At 38.2% G+C, this 16,705-nt stretch carries 17 protein-coding genes; 6 read left to right on the forward strand and 11 right to left on the reverse strand.

The genetic code is table 11. The features are described from left to right. Positions 1 to 191: 191 nt before the first annotated feature. The 3 genes from AC1DVB_RS14295 to AC1DVB_RS14305 all read right to left on the reverse strand — a co-directional run bounded on the left by AC1DVB_RS14295 (position 192) and on the right by AC1DVB_RS14305 (position 2,665). Positions 192 to 896: an LptM family lipoprotein gene (locus AC1DVB_RS14295; protein WP_239859173.1), complete on the reverse strand. Its 705-nt coding sequence runs from the start codon at positions 894 to 896 to the stop codon at positions 192 to 194. 318 nt (positions 897 to 1,214) lie between these two features. Then, positions 1,215 to 1,391, reverse strand: coding sequence for a hypothetical protein (locus tag AC1DVB_RS14300; RefSeq protein ID WP_164468801.1), 177 nt, complete (start codon positions 1,389 to 1,391; stop codon positions 1,215 to 1,217). 377 nt (positions 1,392 to 1,768) lie between these two features. Further along, positions 1,769 to 2,665, reverse strand: coding sequence for a LysR family transcriptional regulator (locus AC1DVB_RS14305; protein ID WP_239859175.1), 897 nt, complete (start codon positions 2,663 to 2,665; stop codon positions 1,769 to 1,771). Between the two features lie 134 nt (positions 2,666 to 2,799). On the opposite strand from AC1DVB_RS14305, the gene AC1DVB_RS14310 reads away from it, so the two are divergent. Then, a complete protein-coding gene (locus AC1DVB_RS14310; protein ID WP_477589692.1) occupies positions 2,800 to 3,783 on the forward strand; it encodes a DMT family transporter in 984 nt (327 codons plus the stop codon). A gap of 10 nt (positions 3,784 to 3,793) precedes the next feature. Then, complete coding sequence (locus AC1DVB_RS14315) at positions 3,794 to 3,937, forward strand: YrzO family protein (protein ID WP_214805985.1); 144 nt, start codon at positions 3,794 to 3,796, stop codon at positions 3,935 to 3,937. A 374-nt stretch (positions 3,938 to 4,311) separates the two neighbouring features. Here the strand turns inward: AC1DVB_RS14315 and AC1DVB_RS14320 are convergent, their stop codons facing one another. The 3 genes from AC1DVB_RS14320 to AC1DVB_RS14330 form a co-directional block, all read right to left on the reverse strand. Next, positions 4,312 to 4,905: a class I SAM-dependent methyltransferase gene (locus AC1DVB_RS14320; protein ID WP_239859178.1), complete on the reverse strand. Its 594-nt coding sequence runs from the start codon at positions 4,903 to 4,905 to the stop codon at positions 4,312 to 4,314. An 85-nt stretch (positions 4,906 to 4,990) separates the two neighbouring features. Further along, entirely contained in the window at positions 4,991 to 5,896 is a 906-nt protein-coding gene (locus AC1DVB_RS14325; RefSeq protein WP_477589695.1) for an NAD(P)/FAD-dependent oxidoreductase, read from the reverse strand. Between the two features lie 66 nt (positions 5,897 to 5,962). Next, positions 5,963 to 6,391, reverse strand: coding sequence for an Rrf2 family transcriptional regulator (locus AC1DVB_RS14330; RefSeq protein ID WP_239859180.1), 429 nt, complete (start codon positions 6,389 to 6,391; stop codon positions 5,963 to 5,965). A gap of 891 nt (positions 6,392 to 7,282) precedes the next feature. Here AC1DVB_RS14330 and AC1DVB_RS14335 point away from each other — a divergent pair. From AC1DVB_RS14335 to AC1DVB_RS14350, 4 genes are read left to right on the forward strand one after another with little or no spacing between them, the layout of a single operon-like run. Further along, a complete protein-coding gene (locus tag AC1DVB_RS14335; protein WP_057278323.1) occupies positions 7,283 to 8,119 on the forward strand; it encodes a hypothetical protein in 837 nt (278 codons plus the stop codon). Further along, a complete protein-coding gene (locus tag AC1DVB_RS14340; RefSeq protein WP_057278324.1) occupies positions 8,103 to 8,987 on the forward strand; it encodes a S8 family peptidase in 885 nt (294 codons plus the stop codon). Before AC1DVB_RS14335 ends, AC1DVB_RS14340 begins: the two co-directional genes overlap by 17 nt. Positions 8,988 to 9,002: 15 nt before the next feature. Next, positions 9,003 to 9,869 (forward strand): hypothetical protein, encoded by an 867-nt coding sequence (locus AC1DVB_RS14345; RefSeq protein ID WP_057278325.1) that lies wholly within the window; start codon positions 9,003 to 9,005, stop codon positions 9,867 to 9,869. Between the two features lie 19 nt (positions 9,870 to 9,888). After that, positions 9,889 to 10,404, forward strand: coding sequence for a hypothetical protein (locus AC1DVB_RS14350; RefSeq protein ID WP_057278326.1), 516 nt, complete (start codon positions 9,889 to 9,891; stop codon positions 10,402 to 10,404). 238 nt (positions 10,405 to 10,642) lie between these two features. On the opposite strand, the gene AC1DVB_RS14355 is transcribed toward AC1DVB_RS14350, so the two are convergent. The 5 genes from AC1DVB_RS14355 to AC1DVB_RS14375 all read right to left on the reverse strand — a co-directional run. Next, a complete protein-coding gene (locus AC1DVB_RS14355) occupies positions 10,643 to 11,023 on the reverse strand; it encodes a hypothetical protein (RefSeq protein WP_239859182.1) in 381 nt (126 codons plus the stop codon). Positions 11,024 to 11,393: 370 nt separating this feature from the next. After that, on the reverse strand, positions 11,394 to 13,298 hold the full coding sequence (locus tag AC1DVB_RS14360) for an endonuclease MutS2 (RefSeq protein WP_477589699.1): 1,905 nt from the start codon (positions 13,296 to 13,298) through the stop codon (positions 11,394 to 11,396). A 655-nt stretch (positions 13,299 to 13,953) separates the two neighbouring features. Beyond that, positions 13,954 to 14,106, reverse strand: a complete 153-nt coding sequence (locus tag AC1DVB_RS14365; protein WP_153246156.1) for a hypothetical protein — start codon at positions 14,104 to 14,106, stop codon at positions 13,954 to 13,956. A gap of 184 nt (positions 14,107 to 14,290) precedes the next feature. Further along, positions 14,291 to 16,009: an adenine deaminase C-terminal domain-containing protein gene (locus tag AC1DVB_RS14370; RefSeq protein ID WP_477589701.1), complete on the reverse strand. Its 1,719-nt coding sequence runs from the start codon at positions 16,007 to 16,009 to the stop codon at positions 14,291 to 14,293. Positions 16,010 to 16,024: 15 nt separating this feature from the next. Further along, positions 16,025 to 16,705 (reverse strand): ABC transporter ATP-binding protein (locus AC1DVB_RS14375; RefSeq protein ID WP_477589703.1); only part of this gene is annotated, 681 nt, incomplete at its 5' end.

Here is a 16,705-nt window from a genome sequence, read left to right on the forward strand (position 1 = left end):
TCATTTATCCTTCTTGATCGAATAAAGCACACAATCCTATCATACAAAAAAGAGCAGCCAAAGAGCTGCTCTCAGACTGTAGACAAACTAGCTCCCTACCGTTCAACAGGATTCCTTTTTATGCCCACTTTTTGGACAAATATAAGACCATCATCTGTCAAATGGTGTACCCAATTCCGGATACTCATTGATCAAGGTGCTTCATACCATACGATATCATCAAACATTTTTACAACCCGCGGTATGAAGCCTTCTTCATAATCTTCCGGGTATTGAACGATCGCATAGTAAACGCGGTCGCCATGTTGAAAGACCGACACTGTACCCAATATGGAATAATTACTGCCCTTCTGACTAATGTCAAATTCCACCTCAGACCAATCAAATCGGTTAGGCGAATTATCAGATCGCTGTTTAATCTCAAAGTCGTTGCTTATCACAACTTCCCTCGCAAACTCCGCTTGTTCTTCTATTGTCGCATTCATACCCTCACTTTTGGAAAATATCTGAACTTTGGCATCTTCATTTCTCTTGCCTGCAAAATTCGCAAAAACAATCATTGCATCTCCTTCACCAGAACTAGCCTCTTCAACGACCATGTCATCCACGATGTAGGTTGAGAATCCCAATGCCTGACTATGATGAAGCGTGAATTGGAGTGATTCTTCCATACCTTCCAATATGATCATATCCGTTTTCGTATTTGGCCGATCTTTTGCCGGATCATCGACCGATTCACCTGGAGTATCTTCATCTTGCCCGTCGATTTGCTTAGGATTATCATTTGGCTTTTCTGAAATTGGCGGAGATTCCTTATTTTCCTCCTGGCCTCCTTTACAAGCACTAAGTCCTGTCACCAAAAAAACGGCTGCCAAAATCAACAATATCTTTTTCATTGGAACCCTCTTTTCATGTGTTTTAACAAATTATTATACGGTCCCATATGGAAAAAAGTTACACTACGCTTCATTGAAATATCAGACTTTATCGACTAAAAAAGATTGATACTCCACTCGTTCCGAAAAAAAAAATGAGATTGATTCACTTTGATGCGTCTATATCTTTATTTAACTAAACTATTCAATAGATAGTTTGAGTAGGAGTGCTTGAATGTATGATAATGTAAAGAATCGCACGTTCAAAAAGGCCGCCAATTGGCGGCCTTCATAACTTCCCTTGCATTATATGTACTAATTGAAAAATATATGTTTTGGTTAAGATCCAATGCTATGTTCTACTGCAGTATCCCAATTAGGAAAATAATACAATGCATTCTTCATTAACTCCGGATCTGACTTCTTTACCTCTTTCTTTCGAGGTAGCTTCCCTTCTTTTTCTACTAAGTCGGAAATTTGATTCACGACTTCTTCAACACTCATATTTACTTCCATCTCTGTTCCCTCCTTCTTGTTCTTATTTATATTTTTTCCCAATTGATGAAAAGTAATACAATTTTTCTGTAGCTAAACTACCAGTTTAGTTTAAGAAGGTTACTTGAATGTATGATAATTGAAAGGATCCTACAGACAAAAAGCCAACGAAATCGTCGGCTTTTTGTCTAAATAATTCCCAAAATACTTTCTAGAAGTAACATGATTAATAAACGACAAGCATAAGGAACCGAAGCAATAATAAATACCCTACTATGCTAAATCGCTGTCCCAGTATCCCCATGTTTTTTATGTTTTACTTTTTTATGAATAGTTTCGTAGCCCATTCAGCGATCCTCTATCCTTCCATGTAAAGCGATTTACTGCTTCCCTATCCTTCATATCAGCTCAGGAGCTGTTTCTGGATTTTGCTTGAACCGGTCTTCATGATGAGCTTCAATCGTGTGCAGAAAGCTTTTCATGGAGTTTGTCCTATAAGCATCTTTACGGTGAATGAAGACTGTCGAGATATTGCGGTATTCTTCCGGAATTGGATGCACGTGGACTTTTTCATTGGCTGTTAGGTGATTTACCGCCGATTGTGGTACGAGGGTTATGCCAAGGCCGAGTGTTACGCTGGTTAGGATCGTTTCCAATACATTGAACTCCATGATCCTTTTGGGCATCACCTCTTCTTCCCTCAGCCATTGTTCCAGTTTGGAGCGATAGCCACACCCCTGACTGAATACTAAAAATGGTTCTGTTATGATTTCTTCAAGGTTAAATGTTTCATTTCTTGTAACTAATACAAGTTTTTCTGTACAGACATCGTAAGGCTGAATGAGCGGATGTTTGATCGGTCCTGTAACAAAAGCGCCATCCAGCCTGTGTTCAATGACATCTTTGATTAAGTCTTCCGTTAACCCCGCCTTTATGGATAAATCGACATTTGGATACTGTTTATGATAGGAGGCTAGAATCTTGGGAAGATCGCTGACCGTTTCAACTGTACCGATGTTCAATATCCCTGTAGGTGTTTCACTATCCAGGAATACTTGCTTGAGTTCTTCTACATCAAGCAAAATTTTGTTTACATACTCCAGCATCTTTCTGGCCTCCGCAGTTAGTGACATGCCACGTTTTTGCCTATTGAATAAAGGCGTCCGTAACTCCTGCTCTAAATGCTTAATCCTCGCCGTTACATTGGATTGGACGTAATTCAACTCAACAGCCGCCTTACTTACGCTGCCATTTTTAGCGACGCACTGGAATATTTGCAAATCCCTCATTTCCATAAAAGTGCCCCCCTTTCTCAACTATCATTAATAATGATGATTATATTCATTTTAAGTCATTTTACATGATAATGACTTTATCATAAGGTGTGTATAGGAATTAAATCAATCATTATTTTTGAGGGGAAGCTTTTATGAAAAAAAATCAAGTTTTAATCGGTGCACTTTTATGTTTGACTGCCAGCATTTCTTGGGGAGCGATGTTTCCAGTTGCAGAAAGGGCCTTAATGTATATTGATCCTTTTTATTTCGCTTTTTTGCGATATTTAGCTGTTAGCGTCATTTTAGGGATATTGCTTTTAATGAAAGAGGGTAAGAAGTCTTTTAGCCTGGAAGGGCAAGGAAAGAAATTATTGTTTTTTGGGACGATGGCGTTCACTGTCTACAACTTTCTCATTTTCGCAGGTCAAGACTTACTGGGGCATAACGGGGTGATTGTTGCTTCTATCATGGAATCATTAATGCCCATGATTTCAATTTTAATTCTGTGGGTTTTCAAAAATGCCAGACCCATGAAGTATACCATCGCCAGCATGTTCCTTGCCTTGATAGGGGCCATTCTTGTCATTACCAATGGCAGCTTATCATTCATATTTTTATTGAAAGATAGCATCATCCCTATCGTTTTCATTCTTATCGGGGTTATAGGGTGGGTTATTTATACGATGGGCGGCAACCATTTTAACGGATGGTCAACACTTCGCTATTCGACTTTAACATGCATTTTAGGAACAGCCGTATCAGCCATCATAACATTCCTCGCAACGGCAATGGGCCTGTCCGTCCCTACGGCAGAGGTTATCCAATCCATTTATGGCGAGATGATTTTCATGATTATATTCCCTGGTGCCATTGCCCTTTTAAGCTGGAATTTAGGCATTAAACTTTTAACGCCGATCAATGGAATCCTATTTATCAATTTAGTTCCAATCACCACGTTGGCCATCGTTTTCATCCAAGGGGGATCACTATCATCCTACGAATTACTCGGAACTTTTTTAGTGATATATGCTTTGATTCAAAACAATTATTTTCAAAGAAAGAACTTGCCTTTCCGGGTTGAGAAAATGAATCCAAGTGAGAAGAAACACTTAATTAAAGGTACACAACATCAATAGGAGGGCAACAATGGATTTACTAACGCTAATGCTAATCTTTGGATTGGCTGTACTTTGGGAATTGGCAACAATTAACAAGAATGTGAAAAAGATGAATGAGCAAAATGCAGAATTGATCAATTTATATAATGAAAGAAGTAAAAGAATTAAATAAAATAGACTTTGGCGATAAAACGCAAAAAAAAGCCTGTCATTAAGAGCGGCTTCAGCCTGTAGACATAAACAACTTGAACGTTGATTGGAACGTAGGGCACTCGCTTTCCGCGGGCGGTCCGCCCTCGGCGCCTTTGCGCCTGCGGGGTCTCCCTTGACGCGCTTTTCCCGCAGGAGTCTCGTACCTTCCATTCCAATCAACTTTTTTATTTAGATCTAATAACTGAAGCCTTTTAAAGAGGCTTTTTTGTATTTTTGCTTACGCATTCACTTTGTCGCCGGCCGCGAGCAAATAGAATGCGTAAGCAATTTAAGGCCTTGGTGAATAGGTTACACATAAGCCTTATCAATTAACAATTCACTATTTTTGTTTTTTTATAATTGTCCTTTTTGACATTTTACTATGATAAATTTAAATGGAGGTTTATTTTGCATATTCTTATGTGGCTCAACAATTTCCGAAAACTCCATCAGTCCATAATTTCCAAACTCTTGTTTAATAGAATCGGAATCATAAAAAAACATTTTTATCCCTTCCATTATCTCGAAATAGTCTTTACCCAGTTGTTTGCCCTTACCGAACATTGGGGCCTCTTTTGAAATAGTGGTGAAAATCATATATCCATTTGGCTTTACCTGATTATAGCAATCTTTAATAAACTTATCTCTCTCACGATTATTCAATAAGTGAATAAGKGCATAACAAAATATACCATCATAAAGTTTGTTATCAAAAGGCATATCGGTTACTGAACCATGAAAAATATTAAGATTAAGCTCATTTAGCCTTGCCAATTCAATCGCTGTTTTTGAAATTTCGATACCTGTTACATGTATTCCGTTGTCCGTAAAAATCTTGGCATTTCTGCCATAACCAATACCAGGAATCAATAGATCCTTAACTTTCTTTTCAAGGAAAAAATCCTTTGTCAAGATTGCAGAGTCTGAAGGTTCAAGTCCCCACATCATTTAATTTTCTATAAAACTTGATTCCCAGATTTCCGTCATACTTCATTCTCCTTTACAAATGGTCTCTTTCTTTTAAAAAAGGATTTTATGCCTCCAAAAGAAATGCAGCTTCAACTATATCCATGATGACTCCTGCCGCCGCTTTATTGCCCTCCGCCGCCGCAATAACTATCTGAGAAGGCGTGCTGAGTGATGTATCTCCGGATGCATATACCCCTTCAACCGTTGTTCGTCCAAATGAATCCACTTTAATCCCGCCGTGCGGAGTGATTTCGCAGCCGAGCTGTTCCGCAAAAGGAGCGGACTGCACCAAGTCTGTCACCACAATACCTGCCTCTCTTTTGATTTCCTGTCCGTTTTGCAGCCGGATCGATGTCAGCTTCCCTCCTTTCGATTTAAGATCTTCAATCTTTTCTTCCACGACTGTCACGTGCTGTCTAGCCAAAATATCCTTCTCCTCATCAAGCACCTGATAGCCATTTGTAAACACCATTACATCACCGCTCCAGTTTGACAGCAGTTTTCCCATATGAAAGGCCCGTTCATTTTCTGCAATCACCGCCAATGCTTTGCCGCGCATTTCCCAGCCGTCACAAAAAGGACAGCTGAAAACACTCGTTCCGTATACATTCTGTATGCCTGGAATCTCCGGTAAGACATCCCGAAGACCTGTTGCGAGAAGCACKTTTTTCGCCATGTAATCCGTTCCGCCTTTCGTTTGAACCCGGAACACACCACTGGCTTTTTCAATAATCTCCACCCGCTCCTTCTTAAGGGAGACGGACGGATATTTCTGGACATCCGTTCTTGCCCGCTTCTTGAACTCTGACGGCTTTACGCCATCCTGTGTGATAAATCCGTGCGACTCCTGCGTCACCCGGTTACGGGGTTTATCCTCATCAAACAAAATTGTTTTCCGTCCAGCACGCCCCATGACCAATGCGGCATTCAGTCCTGCAGGTCCTCCGCCAATAATTACACAATCCAACACATGAAACACTCCTTCATTATAAAATCTATTAAAGACCCTTAATATCTTTAATTTGTGCAAAAAAATTTATTTTTCTTTTTTTGCCTCATGACATTGTCTTTTTTCTATCCGCTCCGCAATGCTTTGAATCGTTCGTTCAGCCAGTTCTTTCTTCATGTTGCCTTCCGCCTCGATCATCACACGCTCAATTAAACATTCGCTTTCGTCATGGTCAAACCCACAGTTGAACAGCACCGACTGCCCCTCCACCGCTTCAATAACATCCAGAAACGAAATGTCCTGCGCGCGGCGTGAAATACTGTAGCCGCCTTTTGCCCCTGGCACCGATTCAATTAATCCTGCCTTCACAAGCTTCGTCAATATCTTCGACAAGTACGTCGGGGACAAATCCTGCATGTACGCCAGCTGATCCACGCTTACCGCCTGACCTTTTGGTTCCATCGTTAAATGCACCATTGTATGTAGTGCATAATTGGTTGCCTTTGAATACTTCATTGATGCACCTCATAATTAAAACTATTACAGACTTTTAATATCCGTAATTGATTGTAACTCAAGCTGAAAGAAACCGCAAACTTTTTCACCTCACTATGATCCTACTGCCAAATGTAATCATCTAAACTTACATTTTTTAAACAACAGTACGCTCATATTATGTATTCTTATTTAGAACGGGTAACGATCCACACGAGAAAGTAATGACGTCATCGCTCCTTCTAAACAAGGAGAACCGTATCATTTCTGAAATTGTACTGGTCATATTTGGAACCCACCGACTATTAAAATCGTTTATTTTGGAAACAAGGATTAGTAAACTGTGATTTTTATTCTAGGAATTAATTTAAAGGATGATTGATCAAAAATGAAAAAATTAAACAAATATATTGTCCTATTTCTCTGGGTAGTATTATTTTTATATTTCTTTGATATGTATATGCCCAAAGGTATTTATTATTTTGTTGTAGGAATACCAGTACTTTTTCTAAGTTCAATTTTTATAAAAAGTGTAACTTTTGTTTTCTATTATTTAGTCCCATAAACAAACGTTTATGGGACTATTCTTCTTCAACTAACGGGTACTTTAGGTTGATTTAACGATCCAAACGCTACCTTTTTTGTTAGTATATTGCAATAAAATTATTGCTAGGTTAATATATGAAACGTGGGTATAAATTGGTAGAAATACAAAATAGAAGGGGGTTCTTTGGGTTAAAGTATTTAGATGGGCATGATTTTGTAACTATTTTGGATTAATTGGTTATCGAAGGATGTAAATATATACTAAAGTTGAGTAATACGGGCTTGAAATAAGTCCTTTTCTACGATAGTAGTACTGTAGTGAAATTAAAAAAACGGTAACAGTTAATGCAGACAAAGGAGATCAACATGAAAAAACACGCAACAAAAATTGTTATTCTAATCATATCTATCATTTTAGTATTAGAAACCTTTACACTATTGAAGATTTACAAAAATGAAAATAAGGTTATTGCTACTTTAGATGATGGAGATATTACTCAAAAACAATTAATCAATACATTAGATAACAAAGAGAAGAAAAGATTAGCCGACAAATTAATAAATGAAAAATTACTTAATTTAGAAGTGGAAGAATTAAATTTAGCATCACCTTCTAGTAAGGAAATGTTAGAACAACTTCCCTACATTCAATTATTTGATAGTAGTAAAAAAAATTTAGCTGATGAACAAACAAAAGAGTTTGTTGAAGATTATATTTATGTAAGAAAATTAGCTCAAAACTACACTTTAAATGATGAGAAATTAACCAAATTTCTCGAAGATGAACGAAATAACAATGGGGATTTTTTAATAACGGTTAAAGTGATTAGCGGTAACCATATGCAGTTGTCTAAAATAGAAAATGCTTTACATAAAAAAAACAATATTGATTATATTATTAAAAAAGACTCTCTAGTAGTTCAAGAAAAAGATATATTTTCATTGAATAATGAGTATAATAAAGATTTTTCTCAAAATAAGATTGGAGATTATATTCACGTAATGAATGAAGAACATAGCTCTGAACATAAAATAATAATAGTAACCGGAATTACAAAATCGGATGATACATTATTAAATTTAAAAAAGAATAAAAAAGAGATTTTAAATGTTTATATGAGTAAAAACTATTTCCAAGAAAAATTAGATATAGTAAATGTTTTAAAAATGAAACATAAAATTAAATATGCAATTAAAGAATAGTTTAGTAACTAAGTTTGTACTTTTATTTTTAATATGGATTTTGATTTCAACCATACCTTATACTATCGAAAAAAATAATCAGCTACCAAATTCTAATTCTACATATTATGAAAACCTAAAAACATGGCCAAATGAGTTTCTTGGCCTAAATAATAATCAAAGTACTGGAAAAGGAGTTAAAATAGCAATTTTAGATACAGAAATCAAGTTTAAAAGAATTACAAACTTGAAGGGTGAATATGATTTCTTGTCTAACCATACTAATAATAGTACTCCTGTTGAATCTACTCATGCAGATCAGGTAGTTAGTATCATCAGTTCAATTGCTCCAGGTGCAGAGATATATTTAATAGAGGTTGTTGACGAAGATGGACAATTAAAAGAACATGACTTAAAAAATGCGCTTAATTGGCTTAAGAAAAATCAAGTAGATATTGTTAATATGAGCTTTGGTTTTAATTCAGTAATGTCAACTATTGAACCAATCTTAGAACAACTTTATGAACATAACACGGTATTAGTCGCTTCAACCGGTAATGAGGGAAAGTCTCGAGTATTATATCCAGCTTCATCTCGATACACAATTAGTGTAGGCGCTAATGATTTCTTAGGTCAAAGGTGGTTCAATTCTAATTACGGTAACGAATTAGATTTTAATATGCCCGGAGTAAAAATAATAGATAGATATAAAAATTTGTATGTTGATGGTACTTCTTTTAGTACAGCATTCATGAGTGGAATTATTGCTAGATTAAAAGAATTAAATCCAAAGATTAGTAATAAAGAGATATATATAAAGTTGGTTGAAATGACAAATGCTTCTAAGTGGAATGAGACAAACGGCTATGGAACACCAACTTTTCATTAAAAAGGGAGATCACATATGAAACAGAATTGTATAAAACTAATTAAAGCTACTGCAATCTTATTATTAATTTTAATGCCTCTGGTAACAACAACAAGCGCCTTTGCTGAAGATTCTGAACAAGTTAAGAAAAAGTTGGAAATTCAAACTGTTAAGCGCCTTATTATAACGTTACCTGAGAACCCAGATAGCTCTATCATCGACATGTATGAAAATGGAGGATGGGAATATAATCCTACCTCAAATCAATTAGAAAAACCTGTAACTTATAAAGACTTAGAAATTGAAGTTGATGGTAAACCTTATACTACAGATGATAATGGTGTAGTAGAAGTTCCTGTAGAAAAAGGTTACGGTGAAGATATTAAAATCGAAACTGAACAATTAAGTGCTAGTGGAAAAAATTCAAAAGAAGATGAGCAAAAACTGAGCACTACTGTTGAAGTTAGCAATGAACCTATTGTTATCGAAGAATATATTAATTTAAATCATATACTTAATTCCATGGGAAAAGAAACAAGTAATGATACTACTGAAAACACAGCAGTAAGCAATGATCAAGTTGGAGAAATGAAAGCAAAAGCTCCATATCTAGACGATAAGCAATTACCTTCAAGGGGACGTGCACTTCATTGTAATAGATTTAATGGCTTTCAAGGAGACGGAAAATACTATGAAGACGAAGCAAGCTGGGCTGCGGTTAGGAATTTTTTTCAAAGTGATTGCGATGTATCACTTGGTAAGTCTAACAAGTGTCTTGCAGATTATGGATCTAATCCCTATTGTGCTGCAAAACCTGCATCTAAAAATGGGCATTGTGGAGATATCGTAGGCCACGCAAATGGTTATCACAAACACACAGGCTGGTTCAGCCCTTCAAAATAATTTATAGGAGTTTTTAAAATTGGGGAAAATAAAAAAAACAAATGTTTTTTGGTCATTGACTATAATCATATTGGTAGTAATAAGTTCTCTTGCAGCCTATAAGTTTTATGAATATAAAACAAAAACCACAAATTTATCCAAAGAAAATATAGATAATATATATTTATTAGACAGTTTGGAAAACTATAAAAAGAACCATTCTTTTTCTATTAGTAAAGATGTTAGTCATCCGGGTTATACAATATACAACATTGATAAAAATGTAAATAAACAAATTACTGTAGATAAGAAAAAAAATAGTACTATATATAGAATTGAAGCTTTTGATTCTAGCTCCAAGACTTCTAAAAATGTTTCAGTAGGTACATCTGTAAAAGATTTAATTAAAATCTATGGGGAAAATTATATAGAACGCTCAAGTGATCAAGCTGACAAATTAATTAAATACGTTGATCGTGATAACAATATTTTAATTTCATTCTTTATCTATAAAGATAAAGTAGATGGTATTAATTTAGAAGTTAAAGACTTTTAATTAATTTACTAAATAAATATATAAAAGAGCCATTAGAATTTTTCAATTTGGGAGTGTCAAGTAAAAAACGCGGTTTTTGCGTTTGTAAGTCGTCTATAAAAAAAGCAAAAATAGAAATTTAGTTAACATAAAGCACTTTACCGGAAGTTCTAACATTAATAAAAAAGGTAATTCAGCTGAATTACCTTTTTTTACATTAAAGAAATACCTATAAAGAAGACGCCTAAGGTTTCTTTGTTCACTTTCCGAAAAGTCGAGCAAAGAGGCCCTTTTTTTGTTTATCCAGGTTAGTATCCGGATTTTCGTTGGCTGCTGCTATTAATTGTTTAGCTTCTTTTTCTGCCCTATTGGATTCATCCAGTTCTTTATCGCATTCTATACTTCCTCTAATGCTAGATACTTCACCTTTTATTTGTTGGATACCTGGGATAACAAACTCTTTATTGATAGTTTCTTGGTTATCCAGCTGTTCTTTCATTTGTTTATTTTCTTCCCTAGGTGCCGCCATTTCTTCACGTATGGCTTTTAACTCTTCCGCGATCAATTCCCCAGCTTTCTTTTCTGGTTCTGGCTTAAATGATTCCCCCCCAGTAGCAAAGTATTGTTCTATTTGCTTCATACTCCAGTTTTGTTCGCTGTGAAGGGCTTGTATCTCTTTGAAGCGTTCTATTCCTCCACGCTTATAAATGTTATAGCCGTTTCCTTTTTCGCTCTTTTCGTGCGGGATATATTTTAAAGATGTTTGATCATTCAAAAGGTTTAAGAAGCTAAATATTTAGGTGATACTAACAACCTTTCATATCTGCGTCCATAGCCTAATTCTCTTTCTCCACACGAGAAATTAAGACAAAATTAAAGGGGATGAGCCCTGTTCATACAGAACTCATACCCTGCCAATGTCTAACTTTTTTGTGGAACACGGGTTATCACAACCACTTTATTACAATTTCATAAATCACCCGTTTTTCCTGTTCAAAATCCACCCCTTTTTATTCACCAAGCTTCTTCCGAATATCCGCTGCTACGTTCTTTAGCGCCTTTTTCGATCCCCGTTCTAAGTCATGGTTCAATTTCCTTTCTTTGTAGCTGACAAATAAAGAATCGAGATCATAGCCTTCAGGATATAAATCGACGGCCTTTATATCAAGCTCGAGCTTATTGGCATGAACTTCCTTGAAGGTATCTTCGAAAAGTACGACGACATTATTGAAGGAGTCCTTTTTCTTATAAACGATCGCGTATCCATTCAGTTCGCTTACCTTCACTTTGTCGCCGACTTCATATTCATAAGATGATTCTTTAGGAACGGCCGCTGGCTTCGCTTTTTTGATTTTACTTTCCTGGACACGCTCCAAATCGTAGTCTTTATTTTCGATATAGAGCTTTGCCTTTTGCAGAACCTTTTCACGGACATTCATTTTTTTGGCTATCCAAAGGGCATTGCTTTCGCCGGATTGACCGATCAACAGCTTGTATTTTGGCTCAAGTGTTTCACTGTTGAATTGCATGGCGGCATTCATGAAATCACTGTGTATTTCCGAGTAGCGCTTGATTTCACCATAATGGGTCGTCGCAACGGTTATGCATCCCCTTTGATAAAATTCCTCAAGGATGCTAATCGCCAATGCGGCTCCTTCATTCGGTTCCGTTCCGCTCCCGATTTCATCGAACAGCAGCAAGGAGTTATTGGTTATTGCCCCCATGATTTCCGAGATGTTTTTCATATGCGATGAAAACGTGCTCAGTGCATTTTCCATGCTTTGATTATCACCGATATCGACGAATACCTGGTCAAAGACGGCAAGCTCCGTCCCTTCTTTACCGGCAACATGCAGTCCTGACATGACGGCCAATGTAAGGATTCCGATCGTTTTCAGGACGACAGTTTTTCCCCCGGCATTAGGGCCTGTGATAATCAAGCTGCGATAGTCCTTACCGATTTCAAAATCCAAAGGTACGCTGTCTTGCGGCAATAGTGGATGCTTACAGCCCGTTAATTTAATATAACCGTAATCATTGATTTTCGGTTCGATGGCATCCATGCTTTTACTGAACTTGGCTTTTGCGAAGATCATGTCATATTGACTGATTAACTCGATGTTTATTTTGATCGGTTTCAGCTGTTCGAAAACCGTTCCGGATAATGTGGCCAAAAGCTGATACTCTTCCATCGATTCTTCTGCTTTTAAGCTGGCCAATTCTGCATTCAATTTCGTAACAGAGGCAGGTTCAATGAACACGGTAGCCCCTTTTGCGGATACTTCCACGATCGTTCCGGCCACTTGATTTTTATAGGAGGCTTTGATCGGGATGGTGTAGCGATCATCCTTTTTACTGATGAAAAATTCCTGAATGAACTCTTTATTGGCTCCGCTCTTCAAGAACTTATTCAGCCGTTCCTCTATTTTACTTTCTGTCTTGATGATTTGGTTCCTGATCCGTTTCAGGTCCTTGCTTGCTTCGGAAACGACAGCATTTCCCTTTATGGTGAATTGGATTTCTTCTTCGATGCTCCTGAATTCAGTCATGGATCGGGCGTAGGAATGCAGTGTCGGTGCAAAGAACTCTTTATCGGTCATGAATTTCTTAATATTCCTGCAGCCTCTTAAGAAGTCTGATATCGCCACTAACTCTGACGGCTCCAAAATCATTCCTTTTTCCAGTTTGTCGATATGGAGGCCAATATGTGAAATGCCCTTTAAGGGAATATGGCTTTCCGCATTCAGTAAGTTCCTTGCCTCCGTGGTCTCGTTCAAACGGCTTTTAACGACCTTCAAGATGCCGCTCGGCTTAAGCCGATCCAACAACGCTTTCCCTAAACCGCTTACGCAATGGTTTTTAACCATTTCCTTGAGTTGGATATATTGTAATTTTTCATAAGTCATTGTATTCATCTAATGATCCTCCTTGAATGAGTGAGTGATTAAAAAATTCCCGAATCCAAAAAATGCCCGCAATGGTCCCCCTACCTTTACAAATGAACAAGCCATTTGAGTAGAAAGCTCCTGCGGGCATCGGCCTTATCTATGGATAAGTACCTGAAATCGATAACAAATAGGGCAGCTCGAATAGACCTGCGTACACAAAAAAGCATGATAGGACAAATCCCACCATGCTTTTCGCCGTAACACCTGCATGTTACACGAATTATGGAAAAGGAAGCAGTCTTAAGGTAGGTATTCACAATGCAGAATTGCACTGTGAAAAAAGGCATACGTAATCCACTGACAAATCAGTGATTAAATACCTTATTCAACTAAATTAGTTGATACCTACTCCCGACATAAAACACCACACCTTTTCTTAGATTGGAATTAATATACCATATCAGTAAGAAAGAGTCAATTCGTTTTTTGCGATTTTCCAAAGTTTCATTAAAAGATTCAAGAAAAAAATGCAGCCAAGCCCATAGTGCTCCCCTTTTCATTGTCTGAATATTTACTTTAAAATCGGGGTATGTTATCCTTATATTGACATAAACTAAAAACAGCCTCATGCGCTAACATGAGGCTGACAACTAGCAAGAGTGGTTGGTCACAACTAACTTAATTAATCGTCAGAAGAAGAACCATTGCCATCTTGGGAGGATGAGTGGTTCTTTTTCCGTTTCTTGGCGAACATAGACAGGATAAGACTGGTTGCAACAGCAACAAATATCTCTTTACCCATATCTGTAATCAAGTTCAATAAGAAATGAATCAAGCGGTCACCTCCTTTCCAATCTATCATTAGATGGAAAAGCAAAGCGTGACCTACCACTCTATCCTCAGTTGTCCCTCTATTTTATCATATTTTTCCCCTAATGGTAATTATATGAAAAACAAACCCAGCTAACATTTGATGCATTAAGAAAGGGGATTATCCATTGGATAATCCCCTTTTCGGTTTAAGCTTCATCACTCATCATGAGAGGGACTGTTTTCCCTTCGTTCACGTTGATCAATCCATGGTCGRTTATTTTCAGAGCCGGGCTGACAGGAAGCGATAAGGTGCTTAATGACATGATGACATTATAATGTTCGTAGCCTAACGACTTAAGTGCATCTGTCAGGTGCTGAACTTGCTTTGATACGATGTCCATCGGCTCTTCGGAAAGAATCCCTCCAACCGGCAGGGGAATCATCGATAGGACCTTGCCATCGTGGACGCAGCAGACACCGCCTTGCTTCCTTATCACTTCGTTAGCGGCAATCATCATATCCTGCTTATTATGGCCTATCACCAGAAGATTATGGTTATCATGCGAATAGGTTGTGGCGACAGCTCCACGCTTCAATACATCGCCGGTGATCAACCCGTGCGCCCGATTACCGTTTTTCCCGTATCGTTCGAATGTGGCGATTAAACCATAAGGGCTTTCTTCCCAGCTTAATTGACCATCCTTCCCTTCGATACGATCATGGGTTTCAGATGTGAAAGTAGAACCGTTCTGCACGTTTATGATCCGGCACTTGCTGCTTTCAAGACTTTCCGGGATCGTGATGTTAAAATCGTTTTCAGTAAGTTCCGCAAGCTTCACACTTTGATAGAAATGTTCAGGAAATTGTTCTTCCTTCACTTCTTGGACATATGGGCGTGAAGATTCATAAACTAATTCACCTTTTTTGTATACTTGTTCAATTTCAAATGTTTCCAAATCCGATAGCAGCAGGAAATCTGCTGTTTTTCCAGGTGCAATGGCGCCGCGGTCATGCATCCGCATCCGCTGTGCAGGTGTATAGGTGCATGCATAAATGGCTTTTTCCGGAGTCATCCCCATTTGAACGGCTTTCTTTAAAAGGACGTTCAGATGTCCTCTGTTTTCGAAAGAGTCGGTCATGACATCATCGGTGACAAAGCAGAAATGTTCATCCACCTGATTTTCCTTCAAGTAATCTATCACTTCTTCAGTCATTGATTTCTCTTGAATCTCAATGAACATCCCGGCAGCGATCCTCGCATCCATCCCTTCCACGGTCTGGTGTGTATGATCTGAATTCACTCCGGCATTAATAATCTTTTGCAGGTCCAAGTCGAGCAGCTTTGGAACGTGCCCCTCTATGATCAAATCTGGATAACGGGAACGGATATGGGACAAGATCTTATTCGTTTTGCAATCCGGGTCGGTTATGACCTCATAGTAATTCATGATCTCGCCGAGACATATAATGTCCTCCGTTTGCATCAATTCGTCTATATCATCTATTTCGATCGAACCGCCTGTTGTTTCCATCGATGTCGCAGGAACGGAACTCGGGATGGCATAAAACATATCCGCTACGCAATCTTGACTTGCTTTGATCATTTCCTTCACACCGGAAATGCCGAAAACATTGGCCATTTCATGCGGTTCCGGCACGATCGTCGTCACGCCATTTTTGATTAGCCCGTAGGAAAAAGTCGCAGGCGTCACCATCGTACTTTCAATGTGGAGATGGATATCGATCAGACCTGGAACCATATACTTCCCCTGTCCATCGACGATTCGATCCGGCTCGATGGCATCCAATTCACGTTCTCCAATATAATAGAACTTTCCATCCTTGATGGCTGCATTCCCTTTAATGAATCTTTTAAAATAGCTGTTAAACACGTTGATATCCCTTACAAGCATATCCATTCGCATAACTTCCCCCCTAAGCTAGTCAACAAGCACCATCTGGTTTCTCGGAATTTCAAGGATGATTTCCTGACCCGTCCGGTAGGATTCCGCCATTTCCTTGTTCACAGTGAAATCCCCTATTGGAGTTTCAACGACATATTGATAGCTTCTTCCAAGATACGTACTTACCTTGACCCGGCCAGGTAAACTATTTTCCTGAACAGCTCCCGTGTTATCTTTTTCCCTGATCAACAGATCGTCCGGCCTGATGGCGCCTATTTTTCCCGTTGAATTGCTCATCTGCGGATCTTTGTGCAGCACAAATGAGTATCCAGATTTGTTCAGTTCGATTTTACCGTCATGATCTGTCCGCTTATCGAAGTCAATGAAGTTCTTGAAGCCGATGAAGTCCGCGACAAATTTGGTTTCAGGATATTTGTAAATGGTCGCGGGGTCACTAAGCTGTTCGATGACCCCTTTATTCATGATCGCCACCTGGTCGGATATCGAAAAGCATTCTTCCTGGTCATGGGAAACATATACCGTTGTAATCCCCAGCTCTTGTTGGATACGGCGAATCTCGACTCTCATATTCACCCTTAAGTTGGCATCAAGATTACTCAATGGCTCGTCAAATAAGAGGATGTCCGGCTCAATCACCAGCGCCCTGGCAATCGCGACCCGCTGCTTTTGCCCTCCAGAAAGCTCTTGGGGATATCG

Source organism: Peribacillus sp. P4_D6 (assembly GCF_056401795.1).